This is a genomic window from Halorubrum sp. (genome assembly GCF_046498025.1).
GTDB lineage: Archaea > Halobacteriota > Halobacteria > Halobacteriales > Haloferacaceae > Halorubrum.
This window is the reverse complement of record NZ_JAWOBM010000006.1, coordinates 13,946-36,818: the sequence shown is the minus strand read 5'-3', so window position 1 is coordinate 36,818 and position 22,873 is coordinate 13,946. Positions and strand designations below refer to the sequence as shown.

Genomic DNA, 22,873 nt, shown 5'->3' with positions numbered 1-22,873 from the left:
CGACGCAGTACCCGATATGAGCGTCGAACAGGAGGAGCGGGCCATCCGGTGTCTGGTCGCGAAAGTCGGGCTCGACGGCCACGATCGGGGCGCACACGTGATCGCGCGGGCGTTCCGCGACGCCGGCTTCGAGGTCGTCTACTCCGGGCTCCACCGCGCGCCCGAAGACATCGTGCAGGCGGCGGTCCAAGAGGACGTCGACGTGCTCGGCATCTCCATCCTCTCGGGGGCCCACAACACCCTCGTGCCGAAGGTGATCGAGGGGTTGAAACAGTACGACGCGTTCGAGGACACCCTGATCCTGGTCGGCGGGATCATCCCCGACGACGACGAGGCGGAGCTCAAAGAGCTCGGCGTCGCCGAGGTGTTCGGCCCCGGCACGCCGATGGAGGAGACGATCGAGTTCATCCGGAACAACGTGCCGGAGCGAGCGTAGATGGACGGGCCGAACCGCGACGGCTCGGCGACGCTGCGGACGCCGGAGCTGAGCGACCGCGACGCCGACCTCGTCGAGGAGCTGCTCGGCGGAAGCCACCGGGCGCTCGCCCGCGTCATCACCCGCATCGAGGACCGCGCCGGGGGCCACCGGGCGATCGTCGCCGCGCTCCACGAGCACACGGGCGGCGCGGACGTGATCGGGATCACGGGCTCGCCGGGCGCCGGGAAGTCGACGCTCGTCGACAAGCTGGCGGCCGCCTATCGCGAGCGGGGAGACACGGTCGGCGTCGTCGCCGTCGACCCCTCCTCGCCGTACACCGGCGGCGCCGTGCTCGGCGACCGGATTCGGATGGGGTCGAACGTCGGCGACATGGACGTGTTCTTCCGGTCGATGAGCGCGCGCGGCCAGCTCGGCGGGCTCTCGATGGCGACCGCGGACGCCGCGAAGGCGCTCGATGCCTTCGGGAAGGACGTCGTGATCATCGAGACCGTCGGCGCCGGACAGAACGAGGTCGACGTGGTGCGCACCGCCGACACGGTCGCCGTGCTCGTCCAGCCCGGCTCGGGCGACGACGTGCAGACCCTGAAGGCCGGCATCCTGGAGATCGGCGACGTGTTCGCCGTCAACAAGGCGGACATGGACGGGGCGGAGCGCACCCTCGCCGAGTTAGAGGAGATGGTTCACCTGCGCGAGAGCCCGACGAAGGGGCTCGACACGGGCCACCACGCGTTCGACGCGCCGGAACACCCGGACGACCCGGACCACTCGAACGACGGCGGCGCGGCGGGGGACGGCGACGGGGCGTCCGACGGCGACGAGGCCGACGGCGACGGCCCGGAGTGGACCCCCGAGGTGCTCCGGACCGTCGCGAACACGGGCGAAGGCGTCCCGGAGCTGATCGAGACGTTCGACGCGCACGCCGCGTACCTCCGGGAGTCCGGGGAGATCGAGGCGACGAAGCGGCGGCGCTATGCCGAGGAGATCCGGACGCTCGTGCGCTCGGACGTGGGGGCGATCGCGACCGGGGAGATCGAGCGCCGCGGCGGGATCGACCGGCTCGCCGAGGCGGTCCGCAGGCGCGAGACCGACCCGTACAGCGTCGCCGCCGAGATCGTCGCTCCCATCGCCGACTGCGTGGCGGGAGACGGAGAGTAGGCCGTCTCGGCACGAGGTATAAGTCGCCCGCGGACCAACAGGTTTCTATGAAGCTCAGGAACCTCGCCGGGACCGCCCTCCTCGGCGTCGGCGCGCTCGCCGCCCTCAACACCGGGCTCCGGTACGAGGGAGAACTGGAGGCCCCGCTCGACGGCGACGACGGCGTCTTCCGCTGGCGCGGGATGGACGTCGCGTTCACCGAGGCAGGCGACCCCGACGATCCGGACCTCGTCCTGCTCCACGGAATAAACGCCGCCGGCTCGTCCGGCGAGTGGCGCGCGGTGTTCGACGACCTGGCCGCCGACTACCACGTGGTCGCCCCCGACTACCCGGGGTACGGCCGCTCCGACCGACCGCCGCTGCGGTACTCCGCCGCGCTGTACGAGGACTTCGTCCGCGACTTCCTCGCCGACTTCGAGGAGCCCGCCGTCGTCGCCTCCTCGCTGTCGGCCGCCTACGTCGCCGGGGCGGTCACCCGGGACGAGTCGGGCGACGGCGGCGTCGACCTCCGCGGCTTCGTCGGCGTCTGCCCGACGAGCGTCGCGGGACCGAGCCCGCCGAAGTCGTGGCTCCGCGAGCTGCTCCGGTCGCCGCTGATCGGGGACGCGCTGTTCAACGTCATCGCGTCGAAGCCGTCGATCCGCTATTTCAACGCCGACCACGGCTACGACGACCCGGCGAACCCGAGCGAGGAGTGGGTCGACTACGAGTGGCGGACGACCCACGTCGAGAACGCCCGGTTCGCCCCGGCGTCGTTCGTCTCCGGCTACCTCAACAGCGACGTGGACCTGGCGGCCGCGCTCGCCGACCTCGGCGTGCCGCCGACGATCGTCTGGGGGCGCGAGGCCGAGGTGAGCCCCCTCTCGGACGGGCGCGAGCTGGCCGACGCGTCCGACGCGCGGCTCGTCGTCTTCGACCGCGCGCGGCTGCTCCCGCACGTGGAGCACCCGGACCGGTTCGCCGAGACCGTCCGGGAGAGCCTCGTCGCCGGCGCGACCGCCTGAGGCGGTCGGTCGGGGTCGCTCGGGGCCGGCAGCGGCGAGCCGACGCGAGCCGGGAGGAGCGCTCCCGCCCCGAGTATCAGGCGTGAGTACCGGGGGACAACGGGTTTATCCGGGGATCGTCGACGGGCGTGTATGACCGACGCTCCACTCCGCGTGCTCTGTGTCGACGACGAGCCGGGGCTCGCGGCGCTCGTCGCGGCGTCCCTCGAGCGCGACGACGAGATCGACTGCGAGACCGTCGCCGAGACGGACCCCGCGGCCGCCCTCGACCGCATCGAGGACGAGCCGTTCGACTGCGTCGTGAGCGACTACGACATGCCCGACTACACCGGCGTCGAGCTCCTCTCCGCCGCGCGCGAGACGGACCCCGACCTCCCGTTCCTCCTGTTTTCGGCGACCGGGCCGGACGCCGTCGCGGCCGAGATGGTGCGGGCGGGCGTCAGCGACTACGTTCGCGAACGCGGCGGCGCGGACGGGTACACCGCGCTCCTGCGCCGCGTCGGGCACGCGGTCGACGGTGAGGGGGCGGGCGGCGGGGACGAGAGCCGCGAGACGGGAGGCGAGTGGGATTCGGTCGACGGCGTCGCCTCCGCGGCCGACGTCGCGCTCGACGGGATCTGCACGGTCGCCCCCGACGGCACCTTCGAGTTCGTCGGCGAGGAGTACGGGCGGCTGTACGGCTACGACCCGGACGACCTCGTCGGCGAGCGCTGGCAGCGCCTCCACCCGGACGCGGAGGTCGAACGCATCCGGACCCACGTCATCCCGGCGGTGATGGAGGGCGAGCGGTGGACGGGGACGAGCGAGGGGCTCCGCGCCGACGGGACGACGTTCGCGGAGTCGAAGATGGTGAGCACGACCAGCGACGACCGGCTCGTCATCGCGGTGTCGCCGTTCGAGGCGGTCGCGGGCGGGAGGGCCGCGGACGACTGAGAGGGCCGGCGGCCGTCGCCGGCGACCGGGGAGGCAGCGAGGCGGTCGCCGGCGACCGGGGAGGCAGCGGGACCGGCGTCGGCGGACGACCGAGCTACCCGTCCCGCCTGACGTAAATCGTCTTCTCGCAGGCCGCGTGGACGGTCCCCGCGTCGTCGACGAGCGAGACGAGGTACTCGCGGTCCGTCGACTCGCCGGGACCGAGCGCGTCGCGGATCGCGTCGGTCCGGGCGGCCGGGAGCTCGAACTCGGCGTACAGCGTGTCGCGGCCCGGTTCGATGAATTCCAGCGCGGCCGACTTGTCCCAGACGGTGAAGCCGTCGCCGAGGATCCGCCGGAGCATCGTCATGTAGACGGGGTCGATCGCGCCGTAGAGGCTGCCGCCGAAGATCGTCCCGACCGCGTTTCGGGTGCGCCAGTTGAACGGGACGCGGATCCGCACGTACCGCCAGTCGGCGCCGATGCGCTCGACCCGGGCACCGGTCCCACGATAGGCGGGGAGGACGTTGAAGCCGTGTCGCCAGAGGCGCGTTCGGAGGCTCTCCGCCGGCGGATCCTCGCGGAGGGGACGTGGATCGGGGTCGCGGTCGACGCCGGTCGGCGAGTCGGTCACGTTCGAGCGGGGCGCCCCCGGCGACAAACCCGTGTCGGAACCGGCGACAACGCGCCCGGCGTTGTCGACGTCGGACGCTTATTTATATAGACAGCGGCGGCGCGTGCCGGGAGCGCCGCGGCGCGGCGCGAACCGCACGCGCGAGGGAGTCGGCCGCCCGGAGCAACGCGGAGGGCGGCCGACGAGGCTGGGGAGGCGTGAGGCGCTGTGCGGTTGCGGTCGGGAGGACTCAAAGGGGCAGCCGCGAGGGCGGCGCAGGCGACGTAAGCACTGCAGGGAGTGAGCGAAGCGAACGACCGAAGCGCGCAGCGAGCGTGCGTCGCCCTCGCGGCTGGGGCTTTGGAGTGGTTCTCTCCTGATTCGCTGATGATTCGTTATAAACGAGCGGCTGGGGCTTTGGAATGGTTCTCTCCTGATTCGCTGATGATTCGTTATAAACGAGCGGCTGGGGCTTCTGAAGCGCTTCCGTTGGTCTCGCTTCCATCCGATCTCGCTCACGCTCTCACGTAGGCGGCCCGAAACGGGTATCCGCGCGCGTCCGCAACCCGACACCGATGGAGTGCGACAAGTGCGGGGCCGACGCCGTCCACCACGCCGCCTACTCCGGGGCGCACCTGTGCGGCGAGCACCTCCGCCGGTCGGTCGAGAAGCGCGTGAAACGACGGGTCCGCGAGGACGGCCTGCTCGATCCCGACGCGACGCCGGAGGAGCCCGACCGCTGGGTGATCGGCCTCTCGGGCGGGAAAGACAGCGTCGCGCTGACCCAAATTCTGGACGACGTGTTCGGGAGGGACCCCCGCGTCGAGATGCTCGCGCTGACGATCCACGAGGGGATCGAGGGGTACCGCGACGAGAGCCTCGACGCCTGCGTCGAGCTGGCCGCGGACCTCTCGCTCCGCCACGAGGTCGTCTCCTACGAGGAGGAGTTCGACGTGCGGATGGACGACGTCGTCGAGAGCGACCCCGAGAACATGGCCGCCTGCGCGTACTGCGGCGTGTTCCGGCGCGACCTCCTCGAGAAGTACGCCGCCGAGTTCGACGCCGACAAGCTGCTCACCGGTCACAACCTCGACGACGAGGCCCAGACGGCGATGATGAACTTCCTCGAGGGCGACGTCCGGCAGGTGGCGAAGCACTTCGACGCCTCGCTCGGTCCCTTCGACGAGCGCGGGGAGACGGAGACGTTCGTCCCGCGCGCCAAGCCCCTCCGCGACGTGCCCGAGAAGGAGGTCGCCCTCTACTGTCACGTCCGCGACCTCCCGACGCACATGGCCGAGTGCCCCCACTCCTCGGAGGCGTACCGCGGCGAGATCCAGTCGACGATCCACGAGCTAGAGGAGAACCACCCCGGCGCCCGTCACTCGATCATGGCCGGCTACGAAGAGCTCTCGGCGCTCGCCGCCGAGGCGTACCGCGAGGGCGGCGACGCCGCCGCCGACGCGCCCGACCTCGGCGAGTGCGAGCGCTGCGGCTCGAAGACGAGCCGGGACGTCTGTCGGAAGTGCCGCCTGCTCGACTCGATCGAGGCGGCCTGAGTCGGGCGGCCTGAGCCGGCCGTCGACGCGGGTTACCCCTCCGGGTCGACCCGCCCGAGCAGGTCGAGCTGGTGAGTGAGGTAGACGAGCTCGCCGGCGTCGACCTGGCGTCGCCGGGTGTCCAGCCAGTCGTCGAGCTCTGCGACCGCGTCCGGGTCCGAGTCCGCCATCCGCGACCCGCCGTCCTCCGGATTCGTCCCGCCGTCCTCGGGTAACTCCCCGACGCCCCCGTCGATCACCTCGCCGACCGCCGCCTCCACGGTGTCGAGGATGTGGTGGAGGAAGAACGCCTCGTCGCCGGGATAGGGGCCCTCGGGAGAGAAGACCTCGGAAGAGGGGTGCTGGTCACCGCCCTCGACCGGCCGGACCACCCAGTCCGAGCCGGCGACGCCGAGGAGCGACGACCCGTCGACCTCGCGGAGCCGCGCGAGGGCGTCGCCGCCGGCCCGGCTGCTCCCGCCGGGCTTGGCGTCCATGTGCGCGTGGTAGCGACGCTCGATCGCCCGATCGGCCGGGTGCGACGGGCGGAACCGCGTGCCGCCGTCGAACGTGATCGGGAAGTAGTACGTCCCGCCGGGCGCGAGCGCGTCGAGCAGGGGGTCGAGCCCGTCGAGCGGGAGGACGTCGAGCAGCGCCATCCCGATCAGGGCGTCCCGCTCGCCGGCGCGCTCCGTCGCGTACGCGACCGCGTCGGCCGCGACCGGCTCGACCCGAACCGTGCGGGCGTCGGTCTCGACGACGAGGGCGTCCGTTTCTCCGCCGCCGTCGGTCTCCTCGCCGCCGCCGCCCCCGTCGGCGTCGGAGACCGAGACCGTCCCCTCGCGGTCCGCCGCCCACTCCCGGAGGAACGGCTCGAGTCCGGCGAGGGTCTCGGCGTCGCGGTCGACGGCGTCGTACCGCGTCTCGCCCGGCGGGAGCACCTCCCAGTCGATCAGCCGGGCGATCATCGTCCCGATCCCCGCCCCGACCTCCAGCACGCGGAGCGGCCCCGCGGTCGCCTCGGCGCGGTCGGCGAGCCGCTCCCGGAAGATACCGAGGAGCCGCCGGTCGAGCGCCCGGTCGTCGACGGCCCGCTTCGCGCGGAGGTAGCGCCGGAAGGCGGCGGTGTCGTCGGCGATGGCGTCGCCGGCGACGCCCTCGTCACCGATCGTGTCGTCCCCGCCCGGAGATCCGTCGCCGCCGCCCGTCACGTCGCCACCTCCGCCTCGACGGCGTCGGACCCGTCCGTCACGTCGGCGAGGAGCCGGCGAACGCGAGCCGTCGACGCCGCCCAGCTCGGGTGCCGCTCGTAGCGCCGCCTGGCCGCGCGGCCCATCCGCGCGAGCCGGTCGGGGTCGGCCGCGAAGCCGTCGAGCGCGCGGGCGACGGCGTCGGGGTCGTCCGGGTCGACGAGGGCGCCCGTCTCGCCGTCCGCGACCGTCTCCCTCGCGCCGCCCGCGCGCGAGGCGATCGCCGGCAGGCCGAAGCTCATCCCCTCCAGGTAGACGATCCCGAACCCCTCGTAGCGGGAGGGGACCGCGAGGACGTGGCTCTCGCGGAGGACGTCGGCCAGCGCGGCGTCCGAGAGCCGGCCGGCGAAGCGCACGCGGTCGCCGAGCCCGCGCTCCCGGACCAGTCGCCTGACGTCGGCGACGTGCCCCTCGTCGACCGCCCGCCCGACGACGGTGAGGTCGACGGCGGCGTCGGCGCGGGCCACCCCCTCGACGAGGGTGTCCAGCCCCTTCCGCGGCGCGAGGTTCCCGACGAACGCGACCCGGAGCGGTGCGGGGTCGGGCCCGTCGACCGAGCCGTCGGCACTTCCGTCCCCGCCGAGCGACGCCGCTCGCGCCGCGATCGCGTCGTCGTCGAGTGTGGGGTCGAAGCGGTCGCCGGCCGGCGGGGCGACGACGCTCTCGTCGGGGCGGACGCCGAGGGCGGCGACGGCGTCCCGCGTCGCCGCGCTGTTGCAGACGACACCGTCGACGGTCGCGAGGTACCGACGTTCGACGGCGCGGTACAGCGGGGCGAGCCGCCGGGGCTCGCTCGCGCGGAGGTGGTGGACGATCGCCACGACCGGGTACGGCAGGCTCCGGTTGTGCCCGACGAGAGAGGGGTGCGCCAGCTCGTCTTGGAGCATCACGTCGACGTCGACGCGGAGGCGGTCGCGGACGCCCGGGAGCGCGCTGTCGAGGAGCCCGCGCGGGTACGCCCGCCACGGGAGCTCGACGACCTCGACGGTGTCGCCGGCCCGGCGGAGCCCCTCGACGAGCTTCCGGTCGTAGCGGAACCCCCCGGACTGCTCGTCGAGGCTCCCGTACAGCGTGAGCCCGACCCTCATACCGGCGCGTCGTACGTCGCCGCGGCCGCCTCGTCCTCCCAGACCGTCACGGCCAGCTCGGTCACGGTGTCGTCGGTCACCGCGTCGGTCACGCGCTCGAAGATCGCCCGTGCGAAGCGCTCGACGCTGGGGTTGTCCCCCTCGAACTCCGGGAGGTCGTTGAGCAGCTCGTCGCGGTAGCGGTCGGCGAGGTCGGCGAGCGCCGCCTCGGCGTCGTCGATGTCGACGAGGTAGTCGTGGTCGTTCAGCTCCGGGCCGCGGAAGGTCAGCTCCACCTCGAAGTGGTGGGAGTGCGGGACGCCCTCGGGACCGGGGTCGGGGACCGTGAGGTAGTGCTGGGCCACGAAGTCCGTCAGCACCGTCGTCGCGTACATGGGCCGATCCACGGGCGCGACGCACCTAAATCCGGAGGGCGGCGCGTGACGGGTCGCGAGTGGGGCGACGTTTATAAATAGCCGAGCGCCTCGAGCCGCTCCCGCTCGTCCGTCTCGCCGTGAACCCGGCTCACCGGCAGCGGCTCCGGCGGTTCGAGTTCGGGGTCGAGGGTGCCGCGGTCGACGCCCGTCGCCTCCGCCCACGGGACGGCGAGGAGGGCTGGCACGGGCGTGTGCATCGGGTGACCGTACAGCCCCCACTCGCCGAAGCAGTTGCCGTGGTCGGCGGTGACCGCGACGCGGCCGTCGACGTTGTCGACGAGCGTCGCCACCTCGGGGAGGACGTGTCGCAGGTTCGCCTCGTAGGCGCGCCAGACGCGCTCCACGGACACATCCCCGCGTCGGAGCAGCACCCACGGGTTCCCCTCGTTGCTGTGGCTCCCCGTCCGGGCCAGCCCGTCGTCGCCGTCGAGGGGGTCGGGAACGAACGGGTGGTGCGGCTGCATGTAGTGGACGACGAGCCGGTCGGGGTCGCGATCGCGGGCGAGGGTGACGGCCCGGTCGGTGATCGCCGCCGCCGGCACGGTGCCGATAGCGTCGTCCCACGCGTACTTCCACACCTCGTCGAGCGCGGCGAACGCGTCGGCGTCGAGGTAGCGGTCGGTCCACGTGTTCCCCGTGGCCATGACCGTCCGCGCCGTCTCCGGGCGGTCGAGGAAGGTGTTCTCCAGCCACTCCGAGGAGGAGCTCCCGACCGACCGGACCGTCTCGACGCGGTCGAGGAAGTCGAACTCGGGCGCGACCGAGCACAGCAGGTCGGCCCGGCAGGCGTCGAGGACGACGAGGACGTCCCACTCGCGGTCGAAGGCGTTCGTCCCGTAGTCGAGCCGCCGACCGATCGCCTGCAGCCCGCGCAGGTAGGCGGTCCCGAGGCGGCCCATGCCCGGCTCCGTCACGACTCCTCGTTGGCGCGAGGCGACTAAACCGCTCCGGCGGGGCGCGGTTCGGCGTCGACCGCGGGAACTCCGCGACCGACTCCGTCGGGACACCTATACGTCTCGCCGCCTCGGTACGACCGTGAACTGTCTGTTCGTGGGGGCCGGGTCGATCGCGCCGGCGTACGCCGCCGGCCTGTCGGGGAGTTCGCTGTCGCTCGCCGGCGTCGTCGACCTCGACGGGGACCGCGCCGCGGCGCTCGCCGCGGATCACGGCTGCCCGTCGTTCACCGATCTCGAGGCGGCGCTCTCGGCGGTCGACGCGCCGCTCGTCGTGAACCTGACGAGCCACGCCGCCCACGCGGCGGTGACGCGGACCGCGCTCGAGGCCGGCCGACACGTCTACTCGCAGAAGCCGCTGGCGCTCGACGCCGCCGAGGCCGGAGACCTCGTCGCGCTCGCCAGCGATCGGGGGCTCGCGCTGGGCTGTGCGCCCGGGACGCCGCGGGCTCCCTCTCAGCGCCGCGCGGGCCGGCTCCTCGCCGACGGACGGCTCGGCCCGGTGGGGATGGGATACGCGCACGCCCACGTCGGCCGCGTGACCGACTGGCACGACCGCCCCGACTCCTTCCTCGAGATCGGCCCGCTGTACGACGGCGCGGTGTACCCGCTCGCGCTGCTGGTCTCGTGGTTCGGCCCGGTCGACCGCGTCCGCGTCGCCGACGCCCTCGACGTCTGGCCCGAGCGCGAGGACCGGCGACCGTCGACGCCGAGCCACGTCGAGGCGACGCTGGCGTTCGCGGCCGGACCGACGGTCAGGTTGACCGCGAGCTTCTACGCCCCTCACCGGAGCCGGGAGTTCTACGGGCTGGAGCTCCACGGCGACGACGGCTCGCTGTACCTGAAGGGGACCGGCGCGATGGACGACGACCGCGACGGCGTCCGGTTCGGTCGCGTCGGCCGGGAGTACGTGAGTGCGCCGCCGGACGCGCCGACGAAGCCGTACGCGTACGTCGACGCGGTCGAGCGCCTCGCGGCGACGGTCGAGGCGGGCTCGCCGTCCCGAGCCGGGGGTCGCCGAGGCGCGCACGTCGTCGCCGTCTGCAACGCCATCGAGGCGGCCGCCGACGGGGGCGGTCCGGTCCCCGTCGACGACCACGGGGCGACCGCCGACCCGCCGGCGGCGCCGGTGGTGAGACCGCCGGAGTCGCTCGGACGTAATACGGGCGACGGTGGCGAGGAGACGTCGAGGCCCGCAGCGATCCGGCTCCCGGCGGTCGGCTTCGGCTGCTCGCGCTACCGCGACGGCGCGTACGTCGAGCGCGCCGACTCGATCGCGACCGCGCTCGACGCCGGCTACCGCCTCTTCGACTCCGCCGAGCTGTACGGCAACGAACACCGGATCGGGACGCTGCTCGACGCGCCGGGCGCGCCGGACCGCGAGCGCGTCTTCCTCCTCGGGAAGGCGTGGCGCACAAACCACCGCCGCGAGCACCTGCTCGCCGCCTGCGCGGGCAGCCGCGAGGAACTGGGGATCGACGCGTTCGACTGCTACGCGCTCCACTGGCCCGCGGCGCTCGAACACCGAGGCGAGCTGTCCCGGCTCGCCGAGAAGCCGGTCGAGCGGCGGGAGGCGCTCACCTTCCCCGAGGGCGAGGACGGCGGGCCCGCGACCGCCGACGTGGCGCTCGCGACGGCGTGGCGGAACCTGGAGGCCGTCCACGAGCGGGGGTGGGCCCGGACGCTCGGGGTCTGTAACGTCTCGCGGGGGCAGCTGGAGACGGTGCTGGAGACGGGTGCGGTCGACCCGGCGCTCGTCCAGGTCGAACGACACCCCTACCGCCCCCGAACCGACCTCGTCGAGTACTGTCACGAGCGCGGGATCCGGGTCGTCGCGCACTCGCCGCTGTCCGCGCCCGGGCTCCTCGACGAGCCCGAGCTCGAGGCGATCGCCGCCGACCGCGGGCTCTCGCCGGCCGAGGTCGTGATCGCGTGGAACGCGTCTCAGGGGGTCGTCCCGATCCCGTCCAGCACCGTCGAGTCGCACGTCGTCGCGAACCTGGCCGCCGGGAGCGTGCGGCTGACGGCCGACGAGGTCGCTCGCGTCGACGCCCTGCGCGATCCCGACTTCGAGCGGTGAGGCGGTCGGAGACGGACGAGCGAGTCGAGTCCGGCGGTATTTCTATGTGATCGAAGCGCGTGTATGCGGTATGGCAACGTCCGAAGCGCAGCAGCCGGCGGTCGACATCGGCTCGTTGAACGGCCTCCACTGGGTGGGTATCGTCGCCGCGTTGATCACCGCCGCCGTCCACCTCCGCCTCGGCCTCGGTGGGCTCCCGTTGCCGTTGCGGGTCAGCTTCCTCCTCGCCGGACTCGGCTTCCTCGGCGGGGTCGCGCTGGTGTTGCTCGACTACCGCCGGCGCACGGTGTACGCGATCGGGATCCCCTTCACCCTCGTCCAGATCGTCCTATGGTACGTCCTCAACTTCACGGGGGGCGGGAAGTCGTTCCCGGCCGACGTCGGGACGCTCGGCGCCGTCGACAAGGTCGCACAGGTCTTGTTGATCGCCGTCCTCGTCGTCCTGCTGCGCCGGTGACCGTGTCGGCCCGAAACAGCCGACCGCGACGCGAGCGCGCAGCTGCGGTCATCGGCGCGGCGGTAAACGCGGTAGAACGCGGCGTAAACGGCCGCCGGGGTCCCGTAAACGTCGCCGCCCCGCAGACGGGCGCGGGGAGTGACTGAGAGATGGCCGAGACCCGCCAACGACGCTCCGTCCGCGTCGGGGTCGGGGTCGGGCTCCCCGTCGCCGCCGGGGTCGCGCTCACCGCGCTCCTGTCGCGGCTGCTCCCCGCGGACGCGACGGGCCGGTGGGGGCTCTCCCCAGCCGTGGTCGCCGGCGTCTGCTGGGCCGGACTGCTCTGGTACGTCGGGTACGGCCTCGATCCGGGTCGGCTGACCGGCGGGTTCTGGCGGCGGCTGCTCGGGATCGCGAACGCGATCACGCTCGCCCGGGGCGCGCTGTACGCCGTCGTCGCCGGATTCGTCGCCGTCCCGCCGGGGACGACGCTCGCGTGGGTGCCGGCGCTGTGTTACGGGACCGGCGTCGCCCTCGACAACCTCGACGGAACCGTCGCCCGAGAGGTCGGGCGGGAGACGGAGATCGGCCGCCGGCTCGACATGGCGTTCGACACGTTCGGCTTCGTCGCCGCGCCGCTGGTGGCGGTGCTGTGGGGACTGCTTCCGGTCTGGTACCTCGCGATCTCCGCGGCTCGCTACGTCTTCCGCGGGGCCGTGTGGCTGCGCCGGGTCCGGGGGCTGCCCGTCGGCGACCTCCCCGACAGCGACCTCGGGCGGTACCTCGCGGGCGCACAGATGATATTCGTGACGGTCGCGCTCGTCCCGCCGGTGCCGACGGACCTCGTGTGGACCCTCGCGCCCGTCGTCCTCCTCCCGTCGCTGGCGGTGTTCGCGCGGGACTACCTCGCCGTCAGCGGACGGCGTCCGGGTCCTCGGTGACCCGCCGAGCGCTCAGGAGTACTCCAAGATCACCTGCACCGCCGCGTCGGACGACGATTCGAGCAGCTCGTACGCCTCCGGCGCGCGTTCGAAGGGGATCCGGTGGGTTATCAGGTCGTCGACGGGGATCCGGTCGAGGCGGTCGAGCGCCGCGTCCATCCGTCGGTCGTGGTCCCAGCGACCGCGCAGCTCGGGGCTGATCGTCGACACCTGGCTGGAGACGATGTCGATGCGGTCGCGGTGGAACCGGCCGCCGAGGTCGATCGGCTCGCGTTTGGTCCCGTACCACGAGCCGACGACGATCCGCGCGTCGTAGCCGACGACCCCGATCGCGTCGTCGAGGGCGCTCGGCTGTCCGGACACCTCTATCGCGAGGTCGGCGGCGTCGACTGCGGGATCGTCGAAGTCGGCGCCCGGATCGCCGAGGGCGGCCGGCGTCGCCGTTCGGTCGGCCCCGAAGTCCGCGGCGAGCCGCCGTCGGCGGTCGATCGGGTCGACCACGACGAGCGACGCCAGCGGGAACGCGGCCAGCAGTCGGGTGACGCAGAGCCCGATCACGCCGGCGCCGAACACCACGACCCGCTCCCCGAGGCGGGGGGCGGCGTCGAGGACGATGTTCGTCGCGGTCTCGACGGAGGGGAGCAGCGACCCCGCGGCCGGCGTCGTCTCCGGGGGGAGCGCGACCACCGACTCGGGGGACACCCGGAAGCTCGTCTGGTGGGGGGCGAACGCGAACACCGACCGACCGGCCCAGTCGGGGTCGACGTCGTCGCCGACCTCCCGGACGACGCCGCTCGCGGCGTAGCCGTACCGGAGCGGGTACGAGAGGTCGCCGTCGAGCGCGTCGAGCGCCTCGTCGGCCGGAAGGTCGTCGGGGGTCTGGTCGCGGTAGACGAGCAGCTCCGTCCCGGCGCTTATCGCCGACGCGCGGGTGTCGACGAGGAGTTCGTCGGCGTCCGGCGACCCCACGTCGGTCTCTCGGACCTCCACGGTCTCCGGGGCCGTGAAGTAGAGCGCGGCGTCGGTCATCGGATAGCGGTCCCGGTCCGGTTGCGGGCGGCGCCCGATCGATGCCACGGGCGTCGGCTCGACTGGTGACGTGACATGTGGATCCAGAGACGCTGTTCGGTGTTAAGTCCTCGCGCCCTCCGGTCGAGTCGACGGAAAAAAAGCGGAATCGAGAGACTCGGTGGCGGTCGGCCGCTCCGACGGGACGCCTAGCGGATGACGTCCAGACCGTTGTTCGTCTCGGTCGGCTCGGTGCCGCCGTCGGACTCCCAGGCGCCTCGGCCGGCGCCGCCGGAGGTCGTCGCGCCCGCGGTGCCGTTCGCCCCGGCGGCGCGCGAGCGCGAGTCGCCGAGGTCGTCGCCGTTGACCGCGGCGCGGGACTTGTCGGCCTGCTTCTGCGTGGACGGGCCGAGGACCTGCGCGCTCTGGACGCCCGTCATGATCGCCATGACGCGGACCTTCCCCTTGTACTCGTCCTGGATACGGGCCCCCCAGATCACGTTTGCGCTCGCCTCCAGCCGCTCGGTGATGTTGTTCGCGATCCCCTCGGCCTCCTTCAGCGTGAGGTCCGGACCGCCCGTGATGTGGACGAGCCCGCCGGAGGCCCCGCGGTAGTCGACGTCCAGGAGCGGGTGGTTCATCGCGTCGTTGACCACCTCCTGGGTCTTGTTCTTGTCCTGGGTCTCGCCGACGAGCATGACGGCAACGCCGCCCTGGTTCATGATGGTGGACATGTCGGCGTAGTCCAAGTTGATGAGGCTCGGCTGGGTGATCGTCTCGGAGATCCCCTTCACGGTCTCCGCGATGATCTGGTCCATCACGGAGAACGCCTTCCCGATCGGCAGATTCGGCACGTAGTCGAGCAGCCGGTTGTTGTCGAGGACGATGATCGAGTCGGCCTCGTTCCGGAGGTCCTCTAACCCCTCTTCGGCTTTCACCGTGCGGGCGCGCTCGACGTTGAACGGCGTCGAGACCATCCCGACGACGATGGCGCCCTGCTCTTTGGCGATCTTCGAGACGACCGGTGCCGCGCCGGTCCCGGTCCCGCCGCCCATCCCGGCGGTGACGAAGACGAGGTCCGCGTCGCCGAGCACCTCCTTGATCGTTCCCTGGGCCATCTCGGTCGCGCGTTCGCCCATCTTGGGGTCGCCGCCGGCGCCGAGCCCCTGCGTGAGCGACTTGCCCACGAGGATCTTGGTGTCGGCCTCGACCATCTTGAGGTGCTGTTTGTCCGTGTTGATCGCGACGGTGTCGGCGCCGTCGACGCCGATGTTATACAGTCGGTTGATCGTGTTGTTCCCGGCGCCGCCGGCACCGACGATGACGATCCGGGGGTCCCCGAACTCGTCGTCGTCCATGTCGACGTCCATGTCGCGCTTCTCCGCTTCCGCGTTGTCGAGGGCGTCCTGAACGAGATCTTGCATCCGTTTACACCTTCGCCCAGTTGCGGTTGCGGCCGCGCTCCTCGCGCTCGCCGTCCTGTTCGTTCAACATGTCGCGAACGGCCGACCGGATCGCCTCGCTCCGGTTCGGGAACTCGCCCGTCTCGACCATCTGTTCGACCTCGTCGATCTGCTGTTTCGGGATTCGTAGTGTCACACGCTCCATTGGTATTCCCCCGGTAAGACGGCGGCACGCGACGCGTGTGTCTTACAACGTCGGCCGGTTCATCGGCGGGGGTCGACCCACCGCGGCCGGTCGCTGTAAGACGACCGTCTTACGCAGTTGTAGTCACCGAGGCCACATTTATAAAACTACCGGCGGACGTAAGACAGATCGTCTGAACGCCGGAATTCAGCCGCTACTGGCGTCGAGTCCCGATTATCTGTCGTTTAACACGTCCGCGGCCGGCGTCCGGCGGCCGCAACCGGGACAGAACGCCCAGTCCGTCCGGAGCTCGTCGCCGCACTCGCAGAACGCCCGGTGAGACTGCTTTTCGCCGCAGTTCGGGCAGTACACGTGCTCGCCGGGAACCGTCTCGCCGCAGCCGCCGCAGACGGTCTCGCCGGCGGGCGCGTTCGGCGGCGTCTTACGCGCCTCCGGATCGGCGTCCGTCGACCCCTCACGTGTCACACTCGCGTCCGTCGCGGCGGCGTCAGGCGCGTCGAGAGAGACGTTCACGTTGATTTCTCCCGGAGTTGCGGGCGCATACGTCGCGTCGGACGCCCCGGGCCGTCCGCCGAGACGCGCGTCCAACGCCGCGTCGAGGCGGTCGGCGATCAGGTCGTCGAGGCGGTCGGCGATCAGGTCGTCGACGCGGTCGGCCAGCGCGGCGTCGATCGTCGCGTCGGGTTCGTCCTCCGCCTCGGCCGTCGACCGCGTCTCGGCGTCGTCGAGGTAGGTGCGCAGGGCCTCCCGCATCACCTCGCTCTTGGAGGCGTCACACGCTTCCAGCCGCTCGACGAGGTCGTCGTCGGCCCGGAAGGTGATCTTGCTCATAGGAACGTCATATCGACCGTACTACAAGTATCTTCCCCCCCGATACCGAACGGTGATACCGCGAGGTTTCAGCCGCCGGAAACTATCCGCGATCCCGGCGCGGTCTCCGAATATCGTGTGGTATGGTCACACGTGTGTCTGACGCAGATTTATACGGCTCGCGCGGGCATACGTGTATATAATGAGTAACCGGGTCGAGGACCTCGAACGGCAGGTCGCGGAGCTGCAGGCGGCGGTCAACGGGCTCACGGAGGAGCTGGTCGAAATGAAAGAGCGCGTCCGACAGGTGGAGGACGCCCAGGAGGTGCCCGTAACGGCCGCGACAGCGGGCGACGAGTCTGTCGAGCAGCCCGACGCGTCGGGCGGCGAGACGCGAACGCACTCCGACGATCACGTCGAGGTCGTGGAGCGGACGGGAGACGGGGAGACCGACGCCGACGCGGAGCGCGGCGACGACGACATGGTCGTCCCCGAACAGGAGGCGACGACGCCGGACGCCGCCGCCGGGGAGTCGGAGGCTGAGGGCGACGACGAGGAGTCGGACAGCGACATCATCGTCGCGTAATCCGACTCCGGATCCCCGCGTCACATGCACATTACGGAAGTCGTTCTGGACGGGTTCAAGAGCTTCGGGCGAACGACGAGGATCCCCTTTTACGACGACTTCACGGTCGTCACGGGACCGAACGGCTCGGGCAAGTCGAACATCATCGACGGCGTCCTCTTCGCGCTCGGGCTGGCGCGCACCCGGGGGATCAGAGCCAAGAAGCTCACCGACCTGATCTACAACCCCGGCCACGACGGCGGCGAGGACGCCGGCGGGCCGAACGAGGCCTCGGTGACGGTCGTGCTCTCCAACGAGGACGGCGCCCTCGACCGGTCGCAGGTCGTCTCCGCGGCCGGCACGGAGAACGTCGGCGACGTCTCCGAGATCACGATCAAACGACGCGTGAAGGAGACCGAGGACAACTACTACTCGTACTACTACCTCAACGGGCGCTCGGTGAACCTCTCGGACGTGCAGGACCTGCTCGCGGCCGCCGGCGTCACGCCGGAGGGGTACAACGTCGTGATGCAGGGCGACGTCACCGAGATCATCAACATGACCCCGTACCAGCGCCGGGGGATCGTCGACGAGATCGCGGGCGTCGCCGAGTTCGACGAGAAGAAAGAGGCCGCCTACGAGGAGCTGGACACGGTCGAAGACCGGATCGGCGAGGCGGACCTCCGGATCGGCGAGAAGCAGGACCGGCTCGATCGGCTGGCCGACGAGCGCGAGACCGCCCTCCAGTACCAGGAGTACCGCGACGAACTGGAGGAGTACCGCGGCTTCCTCAAGGCCTCCGAGCTGGAGGAGAAGCGCGAGGCCCTCGACGACGTCGAGGACGACATCGACGAGGCGGAGGCCGAGCTCGCGGAGCTCCGCGCGGAGCTCGACGCAAGACAGGGGAAGCTCACCCGCCTCGAGGAGGACCTCGCCGACCTCAACCACGAGATCGAGACGAAAGGCGAGGACGAACAGATCCAGATCCGCTCGGAGATCGAGGAGGTCAAAGGCGAGATCTCCCGGCTGGAGGACAAGATCGAGGCGGCCGAGGAGCGCGCCGCGGAGGCTGAGACGGAGCGGCGCGACGCGTTCGTCCAGATCGACCGGAAGGAGGAGACGATAGAGGAGCTCGAGTCGGAGATCCGCGAGGCGAAAGTCGAGAAGGCCTCAGTGAAGTCCGAGATCGCGACGAAGCGGTCGGAGCTGGCGGACGTCGAGGCCGAGATCGAGGGCGCGGACACCGAGTTCGACGAGCTGAAAGCCGACCTCGCGGAGAAGAAGGAGGCGATCGAGTCGCTGCGCGAGGAGAAAAACGAGAAGCAGCGCGAGAAGGACCGGCTCCTCGACGAGGCGCGCCGGCGCTCGAACGCGGTCAGCGAGGCGCGGACCGAGCTGGAGGAGGCCCGCGAGTCGCTGCCGGAGCACAAGGCGCGGATCTCCGAGCTCCACAGCGAGCTCGACAAGGCCGAGAAGAACGAGGAGACGATCGAGGAGGTCGTCGCCGACCTCTTCTCGGAGAAGGCCGAGAGGAGCGAGCGGCTGGAGACGATAGAAGGCGACCTCCGCGAGAAGCAGAACGAGTACGCCAAGCTGGAGGCCGCCGCCGACCAGCGCGGCGACACGTCGTGGCCGCGCGCGGTGACCGAGGTGAAGAACGGCGGCATCGACGGGGTCCACGGCGCGGTCGGCGAACTGGGCTCGGTCGAGGCCGAGTACGCGGAGGCGTGCGAGACGGCCGCCGGCGGGCGGCTCGCGAACGTCGTGGTCGACGACGACGGGGTCGGCTCGACGTGTATCGACTACCTCAAGCGGCGGAACGCGGGGCGAGCCACGTTCCTCCCGATCACGGAGATGGACGACCGGAGCCTCCCGCGGAAACCCTCGCTGCCCGGCGTCGTCGACTTCGCGCGGAACCTCGTGGAGTACGACGCCGAGTACGCCTCGGTGTTCTCGTACGTGCTCGGCTCGACGCTCGTCGTCGAGGACATGGACACCGCCCGCGAGCTGATGGGCGACTATCGGATGGTCACCCTCGACGGCGACCTGATCGAGAAGTCCGGCGCGATGACGGGCGGCTCCGGCGGCGGCTCGCGGTACGCGTTCACCAAGTCCGGCGGCGGGAAGCTCGAGCGGCTCGCGACGGAGATATCGGACTTAGAGGACGAGCGCCAGTCGCTGCAGGCGGAGATCGACGACCTCGAGGACGACATCGACGACGCCCGCGACCGGAAGGCCGACGCCGCCGAGCGCGTCCGGTCGCTGGAGGCCGACGTCGAGCGCGCCGAGACCGACCTGGCGGAGGCCGAAGAGCGGATCGACGAGTTGGAGACCGAGCTCGACGAGCTGGAGGCCGAGCGCGAGTCGGTCGACGAGGAGATGAGCTCGCTCGACGCGGAGCTCGACGAGCTCGACGGCGAGATCGCGGAGCTGGAGGCCGATATCGAGGGCATCGAGGCGGAGCTCGCCGACTCGGAGATCCCGGAGCTCTCCCAGCGCGCCGACGAGATCCGCGGCGAGATATCGGACCTGAAAGACCGGATGAGCTCGCTCGACGGTCGGCAGAGCGAGCTGGAGTTGGAGAAGGGGTACGCCGAGGACGCGGTCGACGAGCTCCACGACACCGTCGAGCGGGCGCAGAACCGGAAGGCCGAGGCCGAGGAGGCCGTCGCCGAGCACGAGGCCGCGATCGAGGAGAGGGAGGCCGAGCTCGCGGAGAAGAAGGAGGCGATCGCCGACCTCGAGGAGGAGCTCACGGAGCTGAAGGCCGACCGCGAGGACCTCCGCGAGGAGATCAGGGCGGCGACCCGCGAGCGGGACGAGCAGCGCTCGCTCGTCGCGGAGGCGGAGTCGGACCTGGAGGACCTGACCGACCGGCGCGACCGGCTGGCCTGGGAGATCGACGAGCTGGAGTCGCAGGTCGGCGAGTACGACGCCGACGAGATCCCCGACCTCGACGCGGTCGAGTCCCGGATCGAGGAGCTGGAGGCCGAGATGACGGCGTTAGAGCCCGTCAACATGCTCGCGATCGACGAGTACGACGAGGTGCAGGAGGCGCTCGACCAGCTCCAGGAGCGCCGGGACGTGCTCGTCGAGGAGCGCGACGCGATCGAGGAGCGCATCGAGGGGTACGAGGCGGCCAAGAAGGAGACGTTCATGCAGACGTTCGAGTCGATCAACGATCACTTCGAGGACATCTTCGCGCGCCTCTCGGCCGGCAGCGGCGAGCTCCTCTTGGAGAACCCCGAGGACCCCTTCGAGGAGGGGCTGACGATGAAGGCGCAGCCCGCGGACAAGCCGGTCCAGCGGCTCGAGGCGATGAGCGGGGGCGAGAAGTCGCTGACCGCGCTCTCGTTCATCTTCGCCATTCAGCGGCACAACCCCGCGCCGTTCTACGCGCTCGACGAGATCGACGCGTTCCTGGACGCGGTCAACGCCGAGCGCGTCGGCGAGATGATAGAGGAGCTGGCGGCGGACGCGCAGTTCGTCGTGGTCGGTCACCGCTCGGCGCTGTTGGAGCGCTCCGACCGCGCCATCGGCGTCACGATGCAGGGAGACAACCTCTCCGCGGTCACCGGAATGCAGTTCGGTGACGACGGCGACGAGGAGGAGGTGACCGCGGATGACTGAGCCGCCGGACGGCGTTCCGGAGCTCGACCTGACGAGCGAGCGCGACGGCGGGTCGCGAGACGGATCGGTCCCGGAGGGCCCCGTGGTGGGTGAACCGCCCGCGAGCGACGCGGACGCCGGAGAGAGCGGCGACACCGACGAAGGGGTCGACGAAGACGGCGAGGTCGAGCCCGTCGAGCTCCTCGTCCAGCTCGCCGAGGAGGGCGAGATCGAGCCGTGGGACATCGACATCGTCCAGGTGACGGACGCCTTCTTAGCGCGGCTCGACGAGACGGACCTCCGGACGTCGGGGCGGGCGCTGTTCTACGCCAGCGTCCTGTTGCGGATGAAGAGCGACGGCATGCTGGCCGACGACGGCGGTGACGACGAGGAGCCCGAACCCGAGCCGTGGGAGGTCGCGATGGAGGGCGGCGCGCCGGACCCCGCCGACGGCGCCTTCGACCCGGTCGACGAGCTGGAGGCGGAGATGGACCGCCGGCTCGACCGGAAGAGCACCCGCGGATCCCCGGAGACGCTCGACGAACTGGTCCGGGAGCTCCGGGAGGCCGAGCGCGGCTCGTGGTGGAAGGACTCCCGCGAGTACGACACCTCCGACTCGCCGCACGGCTACGCCCGCGGCACGCAGACGCTCGATTACCACACCGGCGACGAGTTCCGCCGCGACGGCGAGCCGACCGCGGGCGAGGCGACCGACCGCACCCACGACGAGGACATCGAGGAGGTCATCGTGGAGATCGATCACGCCCTCCGGACCCACTTCGACCGCGGGCGCACGGAGGTGCTGTTCGCGGAGATCGAGAGCGCGGGCGGCCGCCCGTTCATGACGTACCTCGCGCTGCTGTTCATGGCCCACCGCGGTTCGGTCCGGCTCCAGCAGGACGACCTGTTCGGCGACCTCTGGGTGAAAGATCCCGCGGCGATGACCGGGGAGTCGGAAGCGATCGCGGACTGACCCGGACGACCGAGGGAGCCGCGAGCGCGGAGGTCCGGAAACGCGCGTTGCTAAACCCTTATGAGCGCGCAGGTGAGAGACGGCCGTATGAGCGATCTGCCGGACGACTTCGACTGTACCCTCACCAACTGGGAGTACATCTACGGGCTCTGCCGCAACGTCTCGAACGCGGTGAAACGCGCCGACTTCGAGCCGGACATGGTCGTCGCGCTGGCTCGGGGCGGCTGGTTCGCGGGACGGTGCGTCTGCGACTTCCTCGGACTCAACGACCTGACGAGCCTCAAGATGGAACACTACGTCGGGACCGCGGAGAAGAGCGGCGAGCCCCGGATCCGCTACCCGATGCCGGAGGGGAGCGTCGAGGGGAAAGACGTCCTGATCATCGACGACATCGCGGACACCGGCGGCTCGATCCGCCGCGCCGAGGAGTACGTCAAGGAGCGCGAGGCCGCCGAGATCCGCACCGCGACGCTCCAGCTGCTCGGCACCTCGGAGTTCCAGCCGGACTTCGTCGGCGAGCGGCTCGAACAGTGGACGTGGGTCGTCTACCCGTGGAACTTCCTCGAGGACATGATCGACCTCACCGAGGGCGCGATGGAGCGCGCCGACCGGGAGGTGTTCGACCGTGAGGACGTCCGGCACTACCTCGAGGAGTACCACAGCATCGGCCGCATCGAGATGGAGGTCGCCCAGCCCGGCCGCCTCGACGAGGTGCTCGACGAGATGGTCCGCCGGGACGTGGCCGCGCTCGCCGGCGACGACGCCTGGACGCTCACCGAGTGACCGCCCGGGATGGCCGGAGACGACCCGGACGACGCGAGCGAACCCGACCCGGACGACGACGGCCGCGACGCGCGCGGTCCGGACGCGGCGATAGACGCCCTCCTCGACGCCTACGCGCTCAAGGACGAGCGGCGCACGGGCTGGGAGCTCCGCGGCGTCGACGCCCCCGAGTCGGTGGCCGCGCACGCCTGGGGCGTCGCGTACCTCGTTCTCGCGCTCGGCGACCGCTTCCGGGACGACCTCCCCGGCCTCGATATCGACCGCGCGCTCCGGCTCGCGGTGGTCCACGACGTCGCCGAGGCCGAGACCGGCGACGTCGCGACCCGCGCCGACTCGACCGCCGAGACGCCGGACCCGGCCGCGAAGGAGGCCGCGGAGCGCGAGGCGATGGCCGGCCTCGCCGACCCCCTTCCGGACCGCGTCCGCGACGCGTGGGAGGCGTACGAGGCCCGCGACTCGCCCGAGGCGGTCCTCGTCAAGGAGTGCGACCTCCTCGACGTCTGCCTGCAGGCCGTCGTCTACGAGCGTGACGACCGGTACGACCCCGCCGCCGGGGAGCCGGACGCGTTCCGCGAGTACGACGACCTCGACGAGTTCTTCGCGACGACCGAACCCCGCCTGCGAACCGCGACGGGGCGGGCGCTGTTCGAGCGCCTCCGCGACCGGTATCGGGGCGCTCGCGACGGGGCGTGAGC

At 71.4% G+C, this 22,873-nt stretch carries 22 protein-coding genes; 13 read left to right on the top strand and 9 right to left on the bottom strand.

Features of this window, described 5'->3' with window-relative positions; translation table 11 throughout:
- The first annotated feature begins 16 nt into the window (after positions 1–16).
- The 4 genes from R6U01_RS01100 to R6U01_RS01085 all read left to right on the top strand — a co-directional run bounded on the left by R6U01_RS01100 (position 17) and on the right by R6U01_RS01085 (position 3,531).
- Complete coding sequence (locus R6U01_RS01100) at positions 17–436, top strand: cobalamin B12-binding domain-containing protein (RefSeq protein WP_410284612.1); 420 nt, start codon at positions 17–19, stop codon at positions 434–436.
- A complete protein-coding gene (meaB, locus tag R6U01_RS01095; protein ID WP_410284611.1) occupies positions 437–1,594 on the top strand; it encodes a methylmalonyl Co-A mutase-associated GTPase MeaB in 1,158 nt (385 codons plus the stop codon).
- Positions 1,595–1,641: 47 nt separating this feature from the next.
- Positions 1,642–2,598: an alpha/beta fold hydrolase gene (locus tag R6U01_RS01090; protein WP_410284610.1), complete on the top strand. Its 957-nt coding sequence runs from the start codon at positions 1,642–1,644 to the stop codon at positions 2,596–2,598.
- A gap of 132 nt (positions 2,599–2,730) precedes the next feature.
- Entirely contained in the window at positions 2,731–3,531 is an 801-nt protein-coding gene (locus R6U01_RS01085; protein WP_410284609.1) for a response regulator, read from the top strand.
- Between the two features lie 94 nt (positions 3,532–3,625).
- On the opposite strand, the gene R6U01_RS01080 is transcribed toward R6U01_RS01085, so the two are convergent.
- Positions 3,626–4,144, bottom strand: coding sequence for a DUF4442 domain-containing protein (locus R6U01_RS01080; protein ID WP_410284608.1), 519 nt, complete (start codon positions 4,142–4,144; stop codon positions 3,626–3,628).
- A gap of 554 nt (positions 4,145–4,698) precedes the next feature.
- Between R6U01_RS01080 and ncsA the strand changes: the two genes are divergently transcribed.
- On the top strand, positions 4,699–5,679 hold the full coding sequence (gene ncsA / locus R6U01_RS01075) for a tRNA 2-thiolation protein NcsA (RefSeq protein ID WP_410284607.1): 981 nt from the start codon (positions 4,699–4,701) through the stop codon (positions 5,677–5,679).
- A gap of 32 nt (positions 5,680–5,711) precedes the next feature.
- On the opposite strand, the gene R6U01_RS01070 is transcribed toward ncsA, so the two are convergent.
- The 4 genes from R6U01_RS01070 to R6U01_RS01055 all read right to left on the bottom strand — a co-directional run bounded on the left by R6U01_RS01070 (position 5,712) and on the right by R6U01_RS01055 (position 9,311).
- Positions 5,712–6,869: a hypothetical protein gene (locus tag R6U01_RS01070; protein WP_410284606.1), complete on the bottom strand. Its 1,158-nt coding sequence runs from the start codon at positions 6,867–6,869 to the stop codon at positions 5,712–5,714.
- A complete protein-coding gene (locus R6U01_RS01065; RefSeq protein ID WP_410284605.1) occupies positions 6,866–7,996 on the bottom strand; it encodes a glycosyltransferase family 4 protein in 1,131 nt (376 codons plus the stop codon). The genes R6U01_RS01070 and R6U01_RS01065 overlap by 4 nt, the downstream gene beginning before the upstream one ends.
- On the bottom strand, positions 7,993–8,370 hold the full coding sequence (locus R6U01_RS01060; RefSeq protein WP_410284604.1) for a 6-pyruvoyl trahydropterin synthase family protein: 378 nt from the start codon (positions 8,368–8,370) through the stop codon (positions 7,993–7,995). The genes R6U01_RS01065 and R6U01_RS01060 overlap by 4 nt, the downstream gene beginning before the upstream one ends.
- A gap of 71 nt (positions 8,371–8,441) precedes the next feature.
- On the bottom strand, positions 8,442–9,311 hold the full coding sequence (locus R6U01_RS01055; protein ID WP_410284622.1) for a hypothetical protein: 870 nt from the start codon (positions 9,309–9,311) through the stop codon (positions 8,442–8,444).
- Positions 9,312–9,447: 136 nt separating this feature from the next.
- Between R6U01_RS01055 and R6U01_RS01050 the strand changes: the two genes are divergently transcribed.
- The 3 genes from R6U01_RS01050 (at position 9,448) to R6U01_RS01040 (ending at position 12,822) form a co-directional block, all read left to right on the top strand.
- Positions 9,448–11,445 carry an aldo/keto reductase gene (locus R6U01_RS01050; protein ID WP_410284603.1) on the top strand — a complete coding sequence of 666 codons (1,998 nt, stop codon included), beginning with the start codon at positions 9,448–9,450 and terminating at the stop codon, positions 11,443–11,445.
- Positions 11,446–11,515: 70 nt separating this feature from the next.
- Positions 11,516–11,902 carry a hypothetical protein gene (locus R6U01_RS01045; RefSeq protein WP_410284602.1) on the top strand — a complete coding sequence of 129 codons (387 nt, stop codon included), beginning with the start codon at positions 11,516–11,518 and terminating at the stop codon, positions 11,900–11,902.
- 149 nt (positions 11,903–12,051) lie between these two features.
- Positions 12,052–12,822 (top strand): CDP-alcohol phosphatidyltransferase family protein, encoded by a 771-nt coding sequence (locus tag R6U01_RS01040; protein WP_410284601.1) that lies wholly within the window; start codon positions 12,052–12,054, stop codon positions 12,820–12,822.
- Positions 12,823–12,834: 12 nt separating this feature from the next.
- Here R6U01_RS01040 and R6U01_RS01035 read toward each other — a convergent pair whose 3' ends face one another.
- The 4 genes from R6U01_RS01035 to R6U01_RS01020 all read right to left on the bottom strand — a co-directional run bounded on the left by R6U01_RS01035 (position 12,835) and on the right by R6U01_RS01020 (position 16,269).
- Entirely contained in the window at positions 12,835–13,851 is a 1,017-nt protein-coding gene (locus R6U01_RS01035) for a zinc-dependent alcohol dehydrogenase (RefSeq protein WP_410284600.1), read from the bottom strand.
- 188 nt (positions 13,852–14,039) lie between these two features.
- A complete protein-coding gene (gene ftsZ, locus R6U01_RS01030) occupies positions 14,040–15,254 on the bottom strand; it encodes a cell division protein FtsZ (protein WP_410284599.1) in 1,215 nt (404 codons plus the stop codon).
- Between the two features lie 4 nt (positions 15,255–15,258).
- Positions 15,259–15,438 carry a ribbon-helix-helix domain-containing protein gene (locus R6U01_RS01025; RefSeq protein WP_099255914.1) on the bottom strand — a complete coding sequence of 60 codons (180 nt, stop codon included), beginning with the start codon at positions 15,436–15,438 and terminating at the stop codon, positions 15,259–15,261.
- 213 nt (positions 15,439–15,651) lie between these two features.
- A complete protein-coding gene (locus R6U01_RS01020) occupies positions 15,652–16,269 on the bottom strand; it encodes a double zinc ribbon domain-containing protein (protein WP_410284598.1) in 618 nt (205 codons plus the stop codon).
- A gap of 181 nt (positions 16,270–16,450) precedes the next feature.
- Here R6U01_RS01020 and R6U01_RS01015 point away from each other — a divergent pair, with 181 nt between their 5' ends.
- The 5 genes from R6U01_RS01015 (at position 16,451) to R6U01_RS00995 (ending at position 22,871) form a co-directional block, all read left to right on the top strand.
- Positions 16,451–16,834, top strand: a complete 384-nt coding sequence (locus R6U01_RS01015) for a bZIP transcription factor (RefSeq protein WP_410284597.1) — start codon at positions 16,451–16,453, stop codon at positions 16,832–16,834.
- A 24-nt stretch (positions 16,835–16,858) separates the two neighbouring features.
- A complete protein-coding gene (gene smc / locus R6U01_RS01010; RefSeq protein WP_410284596.1) occupies positions 16,859–20,443 on the top strand; it encodes a chromosome segregation protein SMC in 3,585 nt (1,194 codons plus the stop codon).
- Positions 20,436–21,395, top strand: a complete 960-nt coding sequence (locus tag R6U01_RS01005) for a segregation/condensation protein A (protein ID WP_410284595.1) — start codon at positions 20,436–20,438, stop codon at positions 21,393–21,395. Before smc ends, R6U01_RS01005 begins: the two co-directional genes overlap by 8 nt.
- 87 nt (positions 21,396–21,482) lie before the next feature.
- Complete coding sequence (locus R6U01_RS01000) at positions 21,483–22,178, top strand: phosphoribosyltransferase (RefSeq protein ID WP_410284594.1); 696 nt, start codon at positions 21,483–21,485, stop codon at positions 22,176–22,178.
- Positions 22,179–22,187: 9 nt separating this feature from the next.
- Positions 22,188–22,871, top strand: coding sequence for an HD domain-containing protein (locus tag R6U01_RS00995; protein WP_410284593.1), 684 nt, complete (start codon positions 22,188–22,190; stop codon positions 22,869–22,871).
- The last annotated feature ends 2 nt before the right edge of the window (positions 22,872–22,873 follow it).